This is a genomic window from Comamonas testosteroni (assembly GCF_014076415.1).
GTDB classification, from domain to species: domain Bacteria; phylum Pseudomonadota; class Gammaproteobacteria; order Burkholderiales; family Burkholderiaceae_C; genus Comamonas; species Comamonas testosteroni_F.
In genome coordinates this window covers 2106826-2123684 of sequence record NZ_CP043568.1, presented here as the reverse complement: position 1 = coordinate 2123684, position 16859 = coordinate 2106826, and the positions used below count along the sequence as shown (strand labels likewise).

The 16859-nt window shown below is 57.6% G+C and carries 15 protein-coding genes and 1 pseudogene; 2 read left to right on the top strand and 14 right to left on the bottom strand.

All coding sequences use genetic code 11. From position 1 onward, the window contains the following. Window positions 1-579 precede the first annotated feature (579 nt). Window positions 580-1773, top strand: coding sequence for a sensor domain-containing diguanylate cyclase (locus F0P97_RS09700; RefSeq protein WP_182286540.1), 1194 nt, complete (start codon window positions 580-582; stop codon window positions 1771-1773). Window positions 1774-2021: 248 nt separating this feature from the next. Here the strand turns inward: F0P97_RS09700 and F0P97_RS09695 are convergent, their stop codons facing one another. The 3 genes from F0P97_RS09695 to F0P97_RS09685 all read right to left on the bottom strand — a co-directional run bounded on the left by F0P97_RS09695 (window position 2022) and on the right by F0P97_RS09685 (window position 6203). Further along, the gene (locus F0P97_RS09695; RefSeq protein ID WP_182286539.1) at window positions 2022-2324 is read right to left on the bottom strand and encodes a hypothetical protein; all 303 of its coding nucleotides are present in this window, start codon (window positions 2322-2324) and stop codon (window positions 2022-2024) included. Between the two features lie 2381 nt (window positions 2325-4705). Beyond that, complete coding sequence (locus tag F0P97_RS09690) at window positions 4706-5443, bottom strand: hypothetical protein (RefSeq protein WP_182286538.1); 738 nt, start codon at window positions 5441-5443, stop codon at window positions 4706-4708. Between the two features lie 76 nt (window positions 5444-5519). Then, on the bottom strand, window positions 5520-6203 hold the full coding sequence (locus F0P97_RS09685; protein ID WP_182286537.1) for a hypothetical protein: 684 nt from the start codon (window positions 6201-6203) through the stop codon (window positions 5520-5522). A gap of 528 nt (window positions 6204-6731) precedes the next feature. Here F0P97_RS09685 and F0P97_RS09680 point away from each other — a divergent pair. Further along, window positions 6732-7496: a LuxR C-terminal-related transcriptional regulator gene (locus F0P97_RS09680; protein WP_371878528.1), complete on the top strand. Its 765-nt coding sequence runs from the start codon at window positions 6732-6734 to the stop codon at window positions 7494-7496. Window positions 7497-7694: 198 nt separating this feature from the next. On the opposite strand, the pseudogene F0P97_RS27485 reads toward F0P97_RS09680, so the two are convergent. From F0P97_RS27485 to F0P97_RS09625, 11 genes and pseudogenes are all read right to left on the bottom strand, one after another. Then, a pseudogene (locus F0P97_RS27485) lies at window positions 7695-7828 on the bottom strand (IS3 family transposase); the annotation flags it as partial. 146 nt (window positions 7829-7974) lie between these two features. Further along, window positions 7975-8520, bottom strand: coding sequence for a hypothetical protein (locus tag F0P97_RS09670; RefSeq protein ID WP_182286536.1), 546 nt, complete (start codon window positions 8518-8520; stop codon window positions 7975-7977). A gap of 45 nt (window positions 8521-8565) precedes the next feature. After that, the gene (locus F0P97_RS27480; protein ID WP_232538180.1) at window positions 8566-8997 is read right to left on the bottom strand and encodes a crAss001_48 related protein; all 432 of its coding nucleotides are present in this window, start codon (window positions 8995-8997) and stop codon (window positions 8566-8568) included. Next, window positions 8994-9488 carry a hypothetical protein gene (locus tag F0P97_RS09660; RefSeq protein ID WP_182286535.1) on the bottom strand — a complete coding sequence of 165 codons (495 nt, stop codon included), beginning with the start codon at window positions 9486-9488 and terminating at the stop codon, window positions 8994-8996. Before F0P97_RS09660 ends, F0P97_RS27480 begins: the two co-directional genes overlap by 4 nt. Continuing rightward, a complete protein-coding gene (locus F0P97_RS09655) occupies window positions 9476-10111 on the bottom strand; it encodes a lysozyme (protein WP_182286534.1) in 636 nt (211 codons plus the stop codon). Before F0P97_RS09655 ends, F0P97_RS09660 begins: the two co-directional genes overlap by 13 nt. Further along, entirely contained in the window at window positions 10108-10404 is a 297-nt protein-coding gene (locus tag F0P97_RS09650) for a hypothetical protein (RefSeq protein WP_232538179.1), read from the bottom strand. Before F0P97_RS09650 ends, F0P97_RS09655 begins: the two co-directional genes overlap by 4 nt. A gap of 50 nt (window positions 10405-10454) precedes the next feature. Beyond that, window positions 10455-12257: a hypothetical protein gene (locus F0P97_RS09645; RefSeq protein WP_182286533.1), complete on the bottom strand. Its 1803-nt coding sequence runs from the start codon at window positions 12255-12257 to the stop codon at window positions 10455-10457. A gap of 1 nt (window position 12258) precedes the next feature. After that, entirely contained in the window at window positions 12259-12699 is a 441-nt protein-coding gene (locus F0P97_RS09640; RefSeq protein ID WP_182286532.1) for a hypothetical protein, read from the bottom strand. A gap of 8 nt (window positions 12700-12707) precedes the next feature. Further along, window positions 12708-14981 carry a hypothetical protein gene (locus F0P97_RS09635; RefSeq protein ID WP_182286531.1) on the bottom strand — a complete coding sequence of 758 codons (2274 nt, stop codon included), beginning with the start codon at window positions 14979-14981 and terminating at the stop codon, window positions 12708-12710. Further along, on the bottom strand, window positions 14978-16144 hold the full coding sequence (locus F0P97_RS09630; protein ID WP_182286530.1) for a hypothetical protein: 1167 nt from the start codon (window positions 16142-16144) through the stop codon (window positions 14978-14980). The genes F0P97_RS09635 and F0P97_RS09630 overlap by 4 nt, the downstream gene beginning before the upstream one ends. After that, the gene (locus F0P97_RS09625; protein ID WP_182286529.1) at window positions 16138-16800 is read right to left on the bottom strand and encodes a hypothetical protein; all 663 of its coding nucleotides are present in this window, start codon (window positions 16798-16800) and stop codon (window positions 16138-16140) included. Before F0P97_RS09625 ends, F0P97_RS09630 begins: the two co-directional genes overlap by 7 nt. Window positions 16801-16859 lie beyond the last annotated feature (59 nt).

Below are 16859 nucleotides of genomic sequence, written 5' to 3'. Positions count from 1 at the left end.
AGGGGAGACCTAGCGCCAGCGTCGCCTGGCATCCAAGGCGGAACCTGCGCCTGTTCACACAGGCTGGCGGGTCACCGGCATCCGACCCGGGAAGCTGAATGGGGCAAGGCAGGCCCATGAACGGCTTTCCCAGATGGCACAGAAGGCAGGCGGCAAGCCACCGAAGCCCTTCGACGAAGCCTCATGGCTTCGCACAGCAGTACACAGCAAGCCGTACATCCTTCAAAAGGCCTCCCGGCAATACAAGGAGCTGACCATAAAGGCAGGCTGGCTATTCAGATCCGGAAGATTAAAAAGGTTACGGCATAACAGTCAGAAGTCCCACGGAAGTTACATGCCAGCGACGAATGCGAATCAATAACCTGGAACGATTTTCATTCGCAGAAAAAATCTTGGCATTGACAAATTTTGACTGATTTACCACTCCAAACAAGAAGCAGGCTGACATAGATGAGGGAGGACGCACGCTGTAATTAATTGCGGCACCAATAGCGAAACACATGTACGGTGAAAGCAGATTGTCGCTTTGCGCTCAAGGAACAGGCGCTACCACTCTTCGATCGAGGAGGCTCTGGTCATATGTTCGCGAATGACGACCTCTTGGTTCTGACGCCACCTCTGGCGATCTTTGTTCTGGCAGTCATATTGGTTGCTGTCTGGCTCGCCCAACGATCTCAGCGCTTTCTGCTTTGGCAATCTTGCGCCTATTCACTCGCTGCACTGCCTCTTGCAGCTCAAACCTTGATGCCCCTGGAGGAGCTCACTCGCTACGCACTCTTGATTGGCAGTTTCTACCTGCTGAGCGCTTGGTGCCTTGCGAAAAGTTGGGCAGAGAGATGGCGTGTATCGGCCCAGCCACTTGTAGCGCTACTGATTGCCAGCATCACGTTAGCTGCGCTGTATTACTTCAGCCGGATCAGCCCCAACGTCTGGGCTCGAGTGAACTCCTTCAGTGTTGGTTCAGGTCTTGTTTTGCTGCTACCTGTCCTCCAGGTCTATTCAAGGAAAAACTCATTTGACTGGCTCGACAAGTCACTGCTCTGGCTGAGCATCATTTTCACAGCCTACACCCTTACTCGACCCATGATTATTTCGCTGCTGGGATACCGGGATCCACGGTCATTTCCAATATCGCCGTATTGGCTCTTGACACTGGTGAGCATATTGAACTTCGCGATACTCTTTACCTTGGTCATGACCGCCATTGCCGCAAAGGAAACTGTTGGCAAACTACAGAAAGAACGTGACCTTGATACTTTGACCCAGACATTGAATCGCAGATCCTTCCATGAATATGCCCAGAAGCTTTTAACCGACATGAGGCTCTATCCCATGGCGGTGCTGGCCTGTGATATAGACCACTTCAAACGAATCAACGATATCTGGGGCCACGAATGTGGCGACAAGGTGCTGCAGCTTGTCTCCGCGACTCTGCAAAACCATGCAAGAGAGCACGACCTCGTCGCCAGGTTCGGTGGTGAAGAGTTTGTGATTCTGTTGACCGACATCGCACTGCAAGATGCAGAAGAAATTGCTCAACGCATCCGACGAGACCTCCGCTCGAATAAAGACCTTCTTCTCTCTGGCACAAAATTGACCATGAGCTTTGGGATTGCATCAATCACCGATCCATCCCAGCTGGACCATGCCTTGAGAGAAGCCGATCAGCTTCTTTATCAGGCAAAAAATGCTGGACGTGATCAAGTGCATGTATCGGGAATAAGCTATCCAGATATCTCTATCGAGAGCACTCATCCCAGCCTCGACCCATAGTTGCAAGATGACCTGCCGCAGCGCTTTATGAAAACCCTGTAGCGGGAGCTTTCCCAGCCTGCCACTGAGCGGGCTTTTGGCGTTCTGGGGAGCAATGCTCAAGAACATGATCATTTAGTGCATCGCCATCGACTGGCAGGGCGATCTACAGGTGCGGGAGGATTTACCCCGCAACAGATTTTCTTTGCCGACTGCGGCTCCACACAGGAACGCTCGGAGCGTCGCCCATCTTCGCAACTGCTTGGCGGTCAAAGCCAGGAAGCCAGCATCACTTCAATATTCGACCGTATTTTTTCAAGCGTCTCCTTAAAGCGCTTGCCCTCATCGGCCAGCTTCTCGTAATCGGACTCTTGCTTGCTCTTTAGGGCCGCAAGATGCATATCTAACTTAGCGCGCTGCCTCATGGCCTGATCCAAAAGCCTCTCAGCTTCCACTTGATCGGCAGCGTTCGCACTCATTTTCTGTGCACGCTTCATCAACACATCTATATGAACCAAGTCCGCTTCAGACTCGCGGATGTGTCTTTCAGCCATCTGTTCGATCGTTTCCATGGCGAACTCCTAGCCAGGGAGAGTCGCGTGAAGAGTCCTGCCAAATTGGTTGATATTCCGATCCTCTCGGAACACAGCAATCAAATCAGCTACCCCCTCGCAGTCGCCCCAATCTATAAGGTACCGCATCTGCCCAGCCCACAACAAGTAGGAGCAACCCAACACTATGAAGCCAATGAGCGAAACCGCTGAACTGGAATCTTCAGCACCAGCAATCTCTAACTTTTCAAGCTGAACAGCCCGCCACCAAGCGGGCTTGTTTTCTGGAGCCCATGCTTACATCTCAATTCGGGCGGGCGCTGCCTGTCAAACTGATGACTGACCTGTGACTGCGATGCCAGCACAGGCATTGAGCATGCCAGCAGCCGCTCCATTGACACTGGGATCAACCATGACCCCGACGCAATCGGCACACCCGATGCCAACACCGCCCCCGAAGACCCGCCACTATCGCGCGGGCATTCGGGAGATGTGCCGCGCGAAGCCACGGGTGGGTAGCTGTTAGACCTGCTGAACGTATCCAGCCCAAGGGCGAGCGCGAGGTAACCATAGACATTGCTGCGCATGCTCATGCATGCGTGAGCGCTATAGCGCCCAGGACTTCCCGCCGAGCTACATCATCGATCGCCCGGCTGCAGACCAGTCTTCCACAAAAACGGTCCGGAAGCGAACGGCCGGCAACAGCGTCAACCCTCTGGCTGATCGTGACCGGGAACAACAACGAAGCGAGCCCGCACAAACAACCAAATGAGCAGACTTCCTAGCAGTCCCATCCAAGTCCCAGTCTTTAAGGCCGTGGATTTGGATTCGCAGGAGATGGCTCAGGCCTCGGCACTGCAGCTCCAGGATCTGGCTGTGGTCGCTGTATTCCCTCCATTGCCGGGGGCCGCGTTTCCAGTTCAGGCCTTGGTGCTTTGTCATCGCAGGCGCTCAGCGCGCCAGCGGCCACCAGCAACGCGATAGCAGATAGAGATTTCATGATTGGCCTCCTGTCATCGAACACGTAAGCATGCTAGCCCGACCAGTTACGCGAAATGGAGCCAATTTTGCAAAACTCACACCCTGAGACACTCATCGGCATTTGCTCTGATTTCACCTTATCTATGCCTGTCCGATGAGCGAGACACCGATCTAGAAAGCTCAGGAGACACTCTAAAAGCAGGCATGAGAGCGAGAGCGTAAGAAGCCCGAAACGATGTAACCTCGGCCCGCCACCGCGAGCTTTTCTCAAGTTGCCATGAGCTCTCCTGCCGGCACCAAGCTGGGCTCAGGCTGGTCATTTCCGGTTGGTAGAGCCGGCTTGTGGCGGCTATTCGAGCTGGTAGAGAGGGCAAAGAAAAAGGGCTTAGATCGCTCTAAGCCCTTGATTTCTTTAGTTTTTTAGTGGTGGGTCCTGACGGTCTCGAACCGCCGACCTACTCCGTGTAAAGGTTTACACTTAATATAAAAATCAACAACTTACATACAAGACCAACCTTCCACACCAACTCCGAGCGCCTATTAGTGCAGTAAACAACAGTAGGCCGCCACAAGCCGCCAGAACGCCTAATTCCAGCTCAACCGCTGCCGAGCGCTTGCTGCAGCTTTTCGGGAGCATTCGGAGAACAGTTTTATGGCGATTCGCGAGTGTGAGCAAGTTGTGGAAAGGCTGCGCCAGCGGCGCGCTGCACGGGGGCATTTATTCAGGGCCATTTGCACGCACCTAGCGAGAGCATCTGGCAGGTAGGAACCCGGCCTATGCTGGGGCCGCGTCGAATACGCTTACCGGCGCAAACCGTAACAGCTCAGATGCTTCTTTCTGGGTCCCCGCCGGCCACTGATCAATGTCGTGCATCTCGATTGAGATCACGCTCCGCTTGTCATGCTGGTCAGCCAGCAGCCTGGGGACTGGCTTGTGCATACGACTCATCATGGGATGTGAGTCTGCAATCAACAAGGGCGGCACGAAGCCGCCCTTGTTAGGTGAGTTGCCGTCGGCACCAATGGGGTGCTGCCGTCCTGTTATGCCTTTGACCAGTCTATTCGCTTGTAGGCACGAAAAACAGGTACTCACCTGGCCCCATCTGCGGGGTAATCGCATAGCCTTCGCATTGCCTGTCCTTGCATTTCACAGGTATGGCGCGGGGCCAGATCGTTGCTGCCGTAGGGTAACCAGGCAGGTACTGCGGCACATGCCATACTCCATAGTCACCCACTGGCTCGGCTTGCTGCATCCCTGTCGCACCTTGCTCGCCACTTCCCAAGATCTGGCGTTGAATGCTCAACGGCTCATTGGTGGCCCTGGAATCGGGTGCAGCCAAAGACGAAGCGCAACATAGTGCAATCGCTAAAAGAACTAGAGTCTTGCCCATAGCGGCCTCCTCGAATAGGAATCACGCCCACTAATTGTCGTACAGCTGTGCTGTACGTGGGTCATCCATCACAGAGGTGATAGCCGTGGGGCGAGTGATTTCCGGTGCATAACTCGACTGAGCCTCTGAGGGAGCAGCAGGAGTTGGGCTGCCCTGTGCCGAAGCATCCGGCCCGTAGTTTTTCCGACGCTCATCTGCGGTCATGGATTGCGGGCATTTCGAACCCGTGATCTCCAGTGCCACGCGAGCGGCAGGATCCATGCAGTCCATAGCCAGCGAGGCTGCCTTCATGCCCTTGTTCCAGAGCTCACGGCTCATTTTCAGGCGTTTGCAATGCTCGTCCGTCCAGGTTGTGCCGAAGCTCACGCCAAAGCCAGGGCCGTTGGCACTGCCGCTGCTGCTACCCATGCAGGTGTCGTTGCTGGTCGTGAGGTTGGGGCCGTTCACGCTGGGAACGTTCTTCATGGTGTAGGTACCCGTGTACTCCACAATGTTCTTGGACGTCCCGGATACCGTGTTGTTCAGGTTCTGAGTGGTCGTTCCGCTAGTTGTTATTTTTTGATCGGACGTTGAAGTGGATCTGCTGTCCATCGTGGCTACAGAGCGGCTTTCGGCCGGAGCAGCAACCGGATTGACAATGGTGACCGACTGATTCTGTTGCGCCCCCACAGAAGAGGAGCTAGAGGAGCTTTGCGCGCTGCTGTCGGCACTTTGCGCATAACTGCACAAAGGAACGCAAAGACTTAACAGAGCTATTGAGAATTTCATGCTTGGCTCCTACGTTGCCCGAGCCCGGCCAGGCAGCCAGGCCCGGGACAAACACAACTATCTTGGGACAGCTGCCTTAGTTGGCATTGGCAGTAGAGCCTGCACCAGCAGTACCGGAGGTGCCGCCACCGTTGGAGAAGTAGCCAGCGTTACCCCAGGAGCCGGCATTCTGATGGACGGTACCCACCGAAGTTGCGCCCGATCCGGTGTTGGTCCATGCGCCGCCAGGTCCAGAGATAGCTGCCGAAGTTGCGCCATAACCGGAAGTGGTGCCTGCATTGCTGTTCACATAGGACAGTCCGCCACCAGGGCCAGCGCCAGTGGCAACTTGGTTGGCTGTGTGCGAAGTGGCCGCACCAGCTGCGCCGCCGCTGACTGGGCCTGCACTATAGCCAGCCAGGGCCGCAGAACCTGCGTTGGCGTTGGTCGCAGCACCGCCACCTGCAACAGCGTTGCCCGAAGTTGCAGAAAGGCTCTTCACGTTACCGTAGGTAGTTGCGCCACCATTGACCGCAGCAGCACCAGCACCGTAAGGGCCTACAGCAATGCCGCCACCAGCAGCATTGGCGTTGGAGGTTGCACCAGAGGTTGCACTATTCATGCTCAGCGCAGCACCGTTGCCCGAGCTGGCTGCACCCGACACCGTAGCTGAAGATGCGCTCGACGTCGTGTTTGTTGCAGCGATGCTAGAGCCACTAACGGCAGCAGATGCAACACCAGCCAATGCAATAACCGCCATGGCAATCAGAGACTTTTTCATAATCGTTCCTTTGAATAGCGAGTTCTCAGACAAGTGAAAGAGAGTGTGTGTGAGCAAAAGACCAATTGCAGATCTGCAAGAGGCTCCTGTTAACCGTCATCAAGTCTTGGAGTGCTTATTTACTTTCCAAAACAGGCTTTCGGTAGAGGCAGTTTCAGAAAATGAATGAGAAACAGTAATACCCTATTTGTAAATATTTTCTTCAAGAAAAATATCTACTACAAAACTTATCGCATCCTTGAATTTTGTACATGTCACGCTATTTAATATATAGCATCTAGGGAAAAATTCTTACAGCGTCAAAATAAGTAATCTATATTTCTTTTTGTTTTTTATATCGATTATTTCAAGAACAAAGGGTTTTCATCTATTTCTGTTCATTTGCATAAGCTAATACCAAATATTGGAGTTTTAATTTGTAAAAGATAAAACCAAAATATTCTTTATTTGTTTTTTGTAGATTTTCAATAAGGCAGATTTTATTTTCCCGGGACTGCCAACCAATCCATCTACCTGCAGGGGTGCAACATGTATCTATCCGACGCATCTATGAGCTCGCGATCTGACGTCGGCAGAACGGAAGGCGCATCTATTGCCTTCGGTGGTATGTGGCCATCTGACATGAAAGGTCAGCAGAACCAACCTGTGCGAGTCTTTCTGGCCGATGAAGACAGACACATCAGGAACGTGATCGCGCAGGAGCTCATGCGTGACCCGCGCACTCTTCTGGTAGGGCAGGCTTCCAGCTACAAAGAAGCTCGCAAGAACGTCTTTTCACAAGAGTTCGATGTGCTTCTCATCGACCTAGCTATTGGTGAAGGCCAAGGAGTTGAGCTGCTGGAGTCAATCCAACTAAAAAGGCCTGAAGTGCAATGCATTGCAATTTCCGCAAGTGAAAACGACGATGCGGCTATGGATGCTCTTAAGCGAGGCGCTGTTGGATATCTGGTTAAGCACTCATGGTTTGGAAGCTATTTGCAGGCTGTGCTGGAAGTAGCCAATGGTGGGGCTGCGATATCTCCCCGAGTGGCGAAGAAAATCATTCCAAAAATATTCAATGCAGCTATGCATGGGGAAAACATCTTCACTCACAGAAAATTCGAGTCGCTGACTGAAAGAGAAATAGATATATTGAATTTGATAGCTCAAGGAAAAAGCACTCAAGAGATTGCGTCCTACTTGGAAATCAGCCCATTGACTGTGGCAACACATGTAAAAAACATTTATGGAAAAATGCAGGTCAAAACCAGAGCACAAGCTGTCAGATATGCGATGCTGACAGGTATCATCTGAACTCTCTTTTTTTGAATTTTAAGTTTGAGTCAAATGAAATTTCTCTTACGAATATTATTGATAAGGTAATTTATTCGTAAGGTTGCAGACGATTTTTACCTGAATGCTTTCAATTGTGCAGCCTCTGCTTGGTAATTTTCAAAAGCCTTTGCAACCAGGTTATGGGCAAAGCTTTAGATGTGAATCGCCCCGGCTTGGCTAGACACTCTTGAGCCGTTGGGAATAGCGCTGTTCAAACCGATGGGCGATAGCCCCGCTGCAGACGAATGACGGCGCTGCGAGTTGTAGAACATTTCGATGTAGTTAAAGATATCCGCTCGCGCGTCGCTGCGTCAGTTCAACATCGTCAACTCCTTCGGCAAGCCTAATGAGCTGTGGGGAGTCCCAATTGAAATCGCCCCCAACACCACGGGCGTGATGATTGCGGTCGATGGGGCGGAAATGCCTTTGGTAGAAGGCTACTGAGGAAGCTGCAAGCTTATGAGGGCAGATTCAGACTTTTAGCCAAGGCCTCTGCTGTTCTTGTGGCTGATTGCGACAGTCCATCCTTGGCGGCCTGCAGACTCTGACCGCCACCAGCAGGGCAATTGGTGCAGCCGGCATTCGGGCCACATGTGCAAACCTCTGTAGGCACCTGACAGCCGCGGCCCTGAATTGAGTTGGCCACATCCCGGATAAATGCCCCCAGTTCGGGCGCGCTCTTGGTGTTCACCAAATGAGGCGCCAGCGCATGCACAAGGGAATACTCCAGGTCGTTGCGGTGATCGCGCTGCACCCCGACCACATTCGGGCCCAGTGTGCCGCCTGTCTTGGGCTCCAGCTGCTTGTGCAGCGCCAGGGCCACCATGTCCAGCTTGACGGCCAGCGCCAGCACGGCCAAGGCCACACAGGAGAAGATGAAGCCAGTCAGCGCGATCCCGCTGGGGTTGGTGTTCACCTTGAAGGCGCAGAACAGAAGGACCGCCAGAATCACGGCGGCGATGCATAGGAGCATCTTGGGGGATGTGTTGAAAGACAGGTTCACAGGGATCTCCAAAATCCGGCAGCCGGCCGGTGCGGGCCGGAAGGCTTAGAAAGCAGAGATGCGCTCACCCAGGATCACAGACAGCTCGCGCATCACATCGAGCTGGCGGCGCATGCGGTCCTGCTCTTCGTTCTCCAGTTCGCGGAACAAGGCATTTCGCAGAATGAACTCGTCCAGCCTGGTGATTCGGATGTCCAGCTCTTGCTTTTCATCCAGCACGCGCTGCTGGTGGGGTGGCAAGGTGGATACGGGCAGCTCCTTGTAGCTGCGGTCGAACACATCCTTTGGGCTCCAGCTGATGTAGTTGGCATGCCGGGCGTCATTGGCCTTGCCGCCGTCTTGATATTCGACAAGGTAGCCCTCGTCCTTGGGGTTCTCGTCGGCAGGAGCCTCCCAGCCTCGATACTGGTTGTATGCGCCACGGGTCATGGGCGTTGCCAACAGGCGCTTGGTGCCTTCATACAAACGGGGGGTCATTGGTTCTCCTTGGCCTGGGGGATCACTGGCCAGGCTGCGCGGCAGGTTGCTGCATCAGCTGCGTGGCCATCAGCTCGGATTGCCAGCTCCGTGTATCGCTGGCTGCACTGCCCGAATACGCGGTTGAGGGTTGAGGCGTACTCGATGCAGGCACTGGGGGAAGCGTCAGCAAGTCGCTGCTCGGCATCGGACAGCTTGTGCTGCATGCCGTCACGCTCACGGCGAGCGCGATCAGCAGCAGCCTGCAAACCGGCCTGCTTCTGGATGGCGTCATTCAGGGCTCCTTGGTATTTGTCGTTGACCGTGCGTTCCACGGCCAGCACGCGCCGGCCAGCGGCCGTGCGCTCATCAGCGATCTGCTGGCGGTATTGGCTGGCCTGCAGGCGCTCGTCGGCCAGCTCAGCTCCAAGGCGCGCCGCCTGGAAGGACCAGGCCAGGGCAGCGCCAGCCGCTGCGGCCGCCAGGGCTATGTAGATGGTCAGCCGCGCCACGACAGACCCCACTCGCAAAGCTCGGCATTCGCGTCGCCGCGGATCTTCAAGCCGGGCAGCACCACGGACACGCCATTGACCGTGCCCTTGTTCCAGCGCATGTTTTCGCGGCAGGCCTTGACCCAGTTGCCCGCGTTCGCATCGCGCCGCATGGTGCTGGTCTGGAATTTGCCGTCGCCCTTGTTGTGCAGGAAGTCGTAGAACGTGGCCTGCTGGAACGGGTTGTAGCTGCCCCAGTAAGTCAGCGAGCGCTTGGCGATCTGCTCATACTGCACATAGCGCTTCTTCTCCAGTTGGAAGCATTCAGCGGGGCTGTACCACTTGCCCGCGATCACATCCTTGCCCGTCAGTCCGTTGCAGACCGTCAGCGGCTGGCCCTTGCCCACCTTGTCCACGTAGGGCGTGCCGATGTGGCGATTGCTGGACTCATAGAAAGCAGCCATGACCATGGCAATACGCATGCCATCGGGCATGTCAGGGTCCGCCGCCACTGCCTGGATGTATTGATTCTGCTGGGCCTCGGCCGTCGCGGCTTGGTCCACGTAGTAGGTGCCGCTCCCCAAGCCGGTCAAGACCAGCAAGGCGCCGATGCTGGTGCGAAGCTGCGCTGGAATCTTGCTCATGGCGTGCCCCCTATGGCAGCCTTGGCCTTATCGCGCAGCTTGTGGCGCGCCTGCTCATGCACATAGTCGCGGCGCCATTTCCAGACAAGGTAAGCCGCCTGCAATGCCACAAAGGCAATCGATGCCAGGACCAGCCAGTCGCTGAGGGGCAGCCCTGCAAGCCGGAAGCCCCCGGCAGTTAAGGCTCCCGGTGTGGCTTGAGCGGCCGCGGTCACGACGTCTTGTTTCTGCTCGGCACTCAGATGCTGGTGGATGCCCAGCAGCGCCAGCATGGATGCGAGAGCTTTTTTCATGCCCCGAAGTGTTCCGGGACTAGGTTCAACGGTCGAACCCTAGAGGGGTGCTAGACGCTCTGGCTGACAGAGCCACTGATTGCAGCAGAAGTGCTGACCATGCTCCAGGCGCTGGCCACGCGCTGCGATGCCGTCGCGAGCCCAATCTTCGCCGCCTCCAGGCGCGCATTGTTCGTCTGGATCGCCACATCGGTGTTGATCTTGGCCGTCTGCAGGCTGATGTTGGAGCCGGCCTCATACTGCTTGATCTCCGCTTCCCAGCGGCGCGCATAGCTTGCAGCCTTGGCCTCAATGGCGTGGGCACCGACCCGGTAGCCGTCCACCAGAATGGCCGACTGTTTGGCCGCCGCGTCCATCTTGGCCACCTCGGCGGACAGCTTGGCCTTCCAGCCGCTCCACTCCAGCTCCTTGGCCGCGATCTTGGCCTGGGCCTGGGCAATCGCCACGCGGGCGCGCTCGGCCTGGGCGCCGGTATACGCGCCATAGGCCTGCACCTGGGACTTGTAGGCGTCCTGCTTGGTGGTCTCGGCCTGGGCGCGGGCCTTGTAGAGCTCCACCTTGGAAGTCTCGGCGTTGATGGTCGCGATAAAGGCGCGGATCTGCTCGCCGCCGGCCTGAATCCGGGTCTGCTCCAGACCCACCAGCGTCTGCGCAGCCTGCACGCGGGCCTTGTAGATCTCCACGGACGCCATGCGTCCATCAATCTCTGCCTTGTAGCGCGCCACCAGCGACTGGTTGATGTCGGCCTTGGTCTGCTCTGCCTGCAGCAGCGCCTTGTAGACCTCAACCTTGTTCATTTCTGCCCTGATGACGGTTTCATAGGCCATGGCATAGGTCCGGTAGCCATCCAGCAGTGCCTTGAAGCGCTCCAGCGCCGCGTTGTGCGCGGCAATGCTGTGATCGGCTGCTGTCTTGGCTGCATCAAAGGACAGGCGATCCAGCTGCAAGGCCTGGTCCATCAACTGCCCTTCAAGGGCCAGTCCTTGAGTGATTGCATCCTTGACGTTCGATTGCTCGAGCTCGGCCTGCTTGATCGCAATGTCACGGGCCAGGCCCGAGAGCTTGTCGTGATACTCGCGGCGGGCATCGGCCAGCTGACCAGCCAGCACCCCGGACGGCAGCGGGAACCCCAGTGCCTCGGCGCCGCGCATTACCTCACGCTCTCGCGCCAGCGCAATCTGGGTTTCTCGGTCGCGCGATCTATCCCAGATGGCCTGCTCCACCACGGGATTCAGGCCCGTGCCGCCCTGAATGCGCGCGGCCAGGATGGCCTTGAGGTTGCCCATCAGCTCCGAGGCATAGCCAGGCGCGCGCTTGAACTCAAAGGGCGCGGGCTCCAGCAGTTTCAGCTCAGGCACATCGTCCAACCTGTCCAGCCAGTCCTCGTGCAGATTCACCCCGCCAAAGCTGTGCGTGGTCAAAGACAGGAATGCGGGCGCGTCGGGCAAGCTCACATCCGGGGCATCGGGTATGGCCACCTCCCGCATCTGGGGCAAGGCCGGCGCCTGACCAATCACCAGATTAGGCGCCGCGCCAAAGTCCATGGCCGGCGGCTGCAGGTCGAAGCCGACAACCTCCACGTCGGGCAGACTGCCAAGATCCAGTGCGGCCGGCATATCACCGGGCGTGGTGAAGCCCACCTGCGGCAGCTCGGGCAAGTCCGGCAGATCCGGCAAGTTGGGCGCGGCAATCGTGCCCCAGCGCACACTGATCGTTGGCGGCGTGTAGATACTTGCATTGAGCGCATCCTGCATGGACTTGGTTTCGCTCAATGCCTGGTTCGCCAGGTCAATGGAGCGCTCATACTTGTCCTGAACAATCTCGGCCGGGCCGTTGAAATCAAACTCTGCCATCTCAAACTCTCCTTGTTTTGGACTTCACGCTCAGCACTTCCACGCGATCGAGCGTGAAGGCCTGTCCAGCGGGGTTACTAAGGCCAAAGCCCAGATAGTTTTCCCGGATGCCCTTGCCCACCGGGCAGCGCGTCTGGCCGCTGCCGCGCAGCGCAAAGGGGTAAGACCATGATTGCCCGCCCGAGCCAAAGACCGTGAACTCGGCTTCGCCCTGCCCCTGCATGGACAGATAGACCATGGCAATCTGCTGCTTGAGCGTGTTCTCGCGCAGCGTGACGGGCAGACGCAGTGAGGACTGAATGGGCAAGCCCGCATCCGTGTCCCCGCCAAAGGCATACAACCCCGTGGCGCTGCCGCCATGGTTTGGCGTGATGCTCTGGAAGTCGTGGCGCGTGTACTCGGACACTGCGCCTGTGAGGGTGTTGACGGTGATCGCAGTCATGAAGGCTCTCAGAAGGGGTAAAACGATGTGGCACTGCGGGCGGCTTGCGGCCACGGCAGGACGGACTCTGCCTCTCTGACCCCGGCCACCGGATCCACCAGGAAGCGCCAGATTTGCCGGTCTGGAAAACTGCCGACCGCGATCTCCAGCAGCATTCCTGGCGTTTGCGGGCACTTCGCGCAGACAGCCGTGGCAAGCAAGTTGTCGATTGACAAAGGCGCCACGATCTCATCGACTTGCGTCGAAAGAAAATCGGACTGGGCGGTATGGGTCTTTACATCCCAACGTCCAATAGGCTCTGTATCCTCCAACATGGTTAGGTTCGCATACAGTACCTCTCCACGCTCTGTGATATTCGTCCCAATATTGGCGTAGCCGGGATAGCCTGCCCGACCTGGCTCTACTGGGAAGGTCGTTACCCCCCCTCGATACCAAATAGTCACCTGCGCCTTACGGATTGGGATGGACCTCGATGGCGTTTTCGTAGTCCCCTGCGGCCCATACGAGGATGAGGACTGGTGGCTCAACTCAGCCGAATGTTCATAAAACACCAGCAGTCCATCTGTGAGGCGCTGCAGCATCACTTGGCGGACTACAACCCGAGATGTGTACTGAACCTGGGCACTGCCGCTGTCGAATTCTTGATCACGTATCCGGTTTTGATAGAAGGTCCCTGATTTGACGCCCTCTACATATCTTTCACTGGTAATGATTTCGGGGCCGTGGCTGTACTTGCGGGAATTCTTGGCGTGGTATTTAAACTTCGATTCATAGCTGCCGGACTCATTGTTGACGACCGCCACATCCCCTGAAATGAGATCCACGCCCACCCTAGGCGGGGGCTCCTGAAAGCTGACCATTTCATGGTTGGAATCTGTGGGCCTTGAGTAGTCCACTTCGTAGACCAAGCTATCTCTGTCGTCCTGAACCACAGGCTCCCCGCTATCGGTAATGCCAATCAACTGACTCGTTCCGCTCTCACTCGACTTTCTGATCTTGTAGGTATTCGTTTCCGAGTGGATGGCGAACACCCTCCATTTATTCGTACCCTCCGAACTAGCCGCTGATATCAATTGCGGATGCGGCCAATATTGCTGCGACACAGCGAAACCGGCGCGAGTTGCAGACTGCACCACATTACCGATAACTCGTGAAATCGTGGGAGTGAATGCACTAGGGATGCTGGGGAGTACCTCATCTGTGACAGGCTCATAGCCGAAGTTACCCGCCCTGAATATTTTTATGACCTGCTCCGTCTCCTCGTATTCGGCGGGCCCAGCGTTGGTCGGGTATGTAGTCAGCGTCAGTAAGACGGCCTCACCGCGTGAATATGAGAGGCTGGGCCACATATCCCGACGAATCTCAAAATAGTCTGGAGCATAGACAAGCGGCCCCACGATGGTGGAGCGCCGTCCCGCATACCTCTCAACCACCACAGCAAGGTATTTGCCGTCGGGTGAAACGACATGGTATTGACGCTTGATCGGGTTCGGGAGCGGAAACAGCCCCACAACGTCAATGAATCCAGGCGTATCGACAGACAACTCTTGGCTGTCGGCCGCCACCTCTTGCTTGATGACAGTGGTTTGCGCGTTGCTGCCAAAAGGTGGTGGACTCAAGTCGCTCACGTTCTTCTTCAGCACCGACTGCCTCATTGTCCTGGCGCTCGACACCAATGTGTTCACAAAGACTGCGACACCAGCGGGCGAGACATACATCAGATCGCCCATGTAGTCGCCCGTACTCATCGGCCTGAACACGTCGAGGTAGCCATAGCGGCCCAGCCCCTGCGTGGCATAGGAATAGCCCCAGCCACCAGGCACAGCAATGGCCCGGTCTGTCATCCCCAGCAGGGCAAAAATATCGGACTTCTCGGGTGCGCTGTACTCCTGCGCAATATTGCGAAACACCCAGTTGGCCGAAATCCGTCCGTCCACCATTTCGTTGACCAGCAGCCAGATCTCGCCCGACTGCATCTGGGAGAAAACGATCCCGCTATCCACCTTGACGCGGCGGCTGCTCTGCGCCGGCCAGATCTGCATGATCTGCTGCCCAGCCACCGAGACAATTCGGTAAGGCGTGCCGTCCGCCAGCTTGCCGAGCTGCGTGGGGTTGGGCGTCTGGGACAGACGGGCATGGCTCAAATAGCGCGCAAAGACCTGCTGTGCCATCGCTCGTTGCTCGGTGCTGGCCTGTGCGCCCTCCACGCGCAACGCTGGCGGCGCGGCCGGAGCCACGGGCCGGCCCAGCACATCAAAGGCAAACGGGCTCCACAAACTCATTGGGGTACCGCCAGATACTGAGGAATGCCATTCACCTCGCGGAAGGTCGCGCACACCTCCTTGACCTTGGTGCGATAGCGATCAGCGGTCAGGCTGGCGGTCTGGCCACCGGCAAAGCCGGCCACCACCTCGCCCCCTGCGATGCACAGCATGGCCTGGCCGCCGCCCGTGCCATCGCCCAGCTTGATGCGGTGCCCGGGTGCCGACACACCGGAGCCCAGCACCACCGGGCCGCGCTTGGTGGGCACATAGGCCAGTTGCTCCCATTCCGTACCAGCCAGAAACACCAGATCCTGCTCGGTGCCCACATACACCCCGTCCTCCACCGGCTGGATGGCCGTGATCGGCGCGGGCAAGGGCTTGAAGTCGCGCCAGTCCGACAGGTGCGGCGCCATGGGACGCGAAGCCCAGAGCACATTGCCTTGCGCCACCAGCACCCGCCCGCGCCAGAAGGCCGTGACCGTGCCCACCGGGAAGGGCTCGGCACCCAGCGTGCGGCAAGCCAGCACCAAGGCCGTGTTGCCGCCCGTGAATTCAAAGCTCGGGCCCATGGCCGTGCCGGCAAGATAGGCGCCCTCCCCGTCCTTGCCACTCAGATAAACATTGACCGCGTAGCCCTCCAGCTCGGGCAGCCCGTCCAGACGCAGGCCACCCTGCGCAAGCATCAACGGCTCGGAGCTGATGGCCGGGCCTTCCAGCCTGTCAGCCAGGCGCACCATACTCAGGGTATAGCGATACTGACCAGGGTGCAGCGCGCCAAAGCACTGATCGGGCAGACCCAGCGATTCAGGCAAGGCCACACTGCGCTCCACGCCGGCGCGCCCGTCCGTCACGCCATGAATCAGACCATTGCTATAGGTGGTGCGGCCATCTGGCAGATCGCAGTACCAGACCCGATCAGAGCCCAGCGCAGGGTGAATCACATGACGCGCGCCATCCGGGTGAATCGCTGTCAGGGCGCTGCCGCAGGTCGCCAGCATGAAGCTGTGGGCCTGATGCAGGTTCTTGTGGCACTGCTCGGAAGCCACGGTCAGCCCCGCGCGGCGCGTGACTTCCCCCGTCAGGCCAATGTCCACATCCTGCGCCTGCAGCAGATCGCCGCTGCCCATACGGTGCTCGGGCAGCACATTGTTGATGCCGGTAAAGCCTTTATAGGTCAGCATGCCGTTCCTCTATCCAATGCAGGGCGCCCGAACCGAACCGGGCACAGTGTTCTGGCGCGCATCGCCATGCCGCCCAGCGCCGGGCTGCCAAAGCTCACCGGCTGCAGGCTCTCGGGCGTGAATGACAGACCAGCGAGCTGCACGCTCGGGCTACCGAATCGCCCAGCCCGCAGCCCCGCCACGCCAAAGCCCAGCCGCAGCGAAGGCCCGCAAAAGCGCACCGGCCGCAGCGCATCCACATGCGCAACCGAGATCAGCGCCGGCGAGCCAAAGCCCACAGGCTGCAGACTCTGTACACACAGGCCTATGGACAGCCGGGGCTGGCCGAAGCGCGCAGGCGTCAGGCTGGGAGCGGGACCAACTTGAAGTACGGCATGCAACGATGGGCGGCCGAAAGCCACCGGGCGCAGGCTCTGGGCCTGCATCACCACCTCGCCAGGGGGCATGCCGAAGCGCGCCTCGGGCGTACCAAAGCGCGCCGGTACCAGGCTCTCGGGGCGCATCTCCTGCCCCTTGAGCCGTGGCGTACCGAACTGCACAGGCGACAAACTCGCCACACGCATCTGTAGCCTGGCTTCAGGTACCCCAAAGCGGACCGGAGCCAGGCTATCGACCGCAAACTCCCCCGAGTGCACCACCAGCGATGGCACACCCATGGAAACAGGCCTCAGGCTGGAAACCTGAATCCCGCCAGATCCACCACTGGTTCCCGATC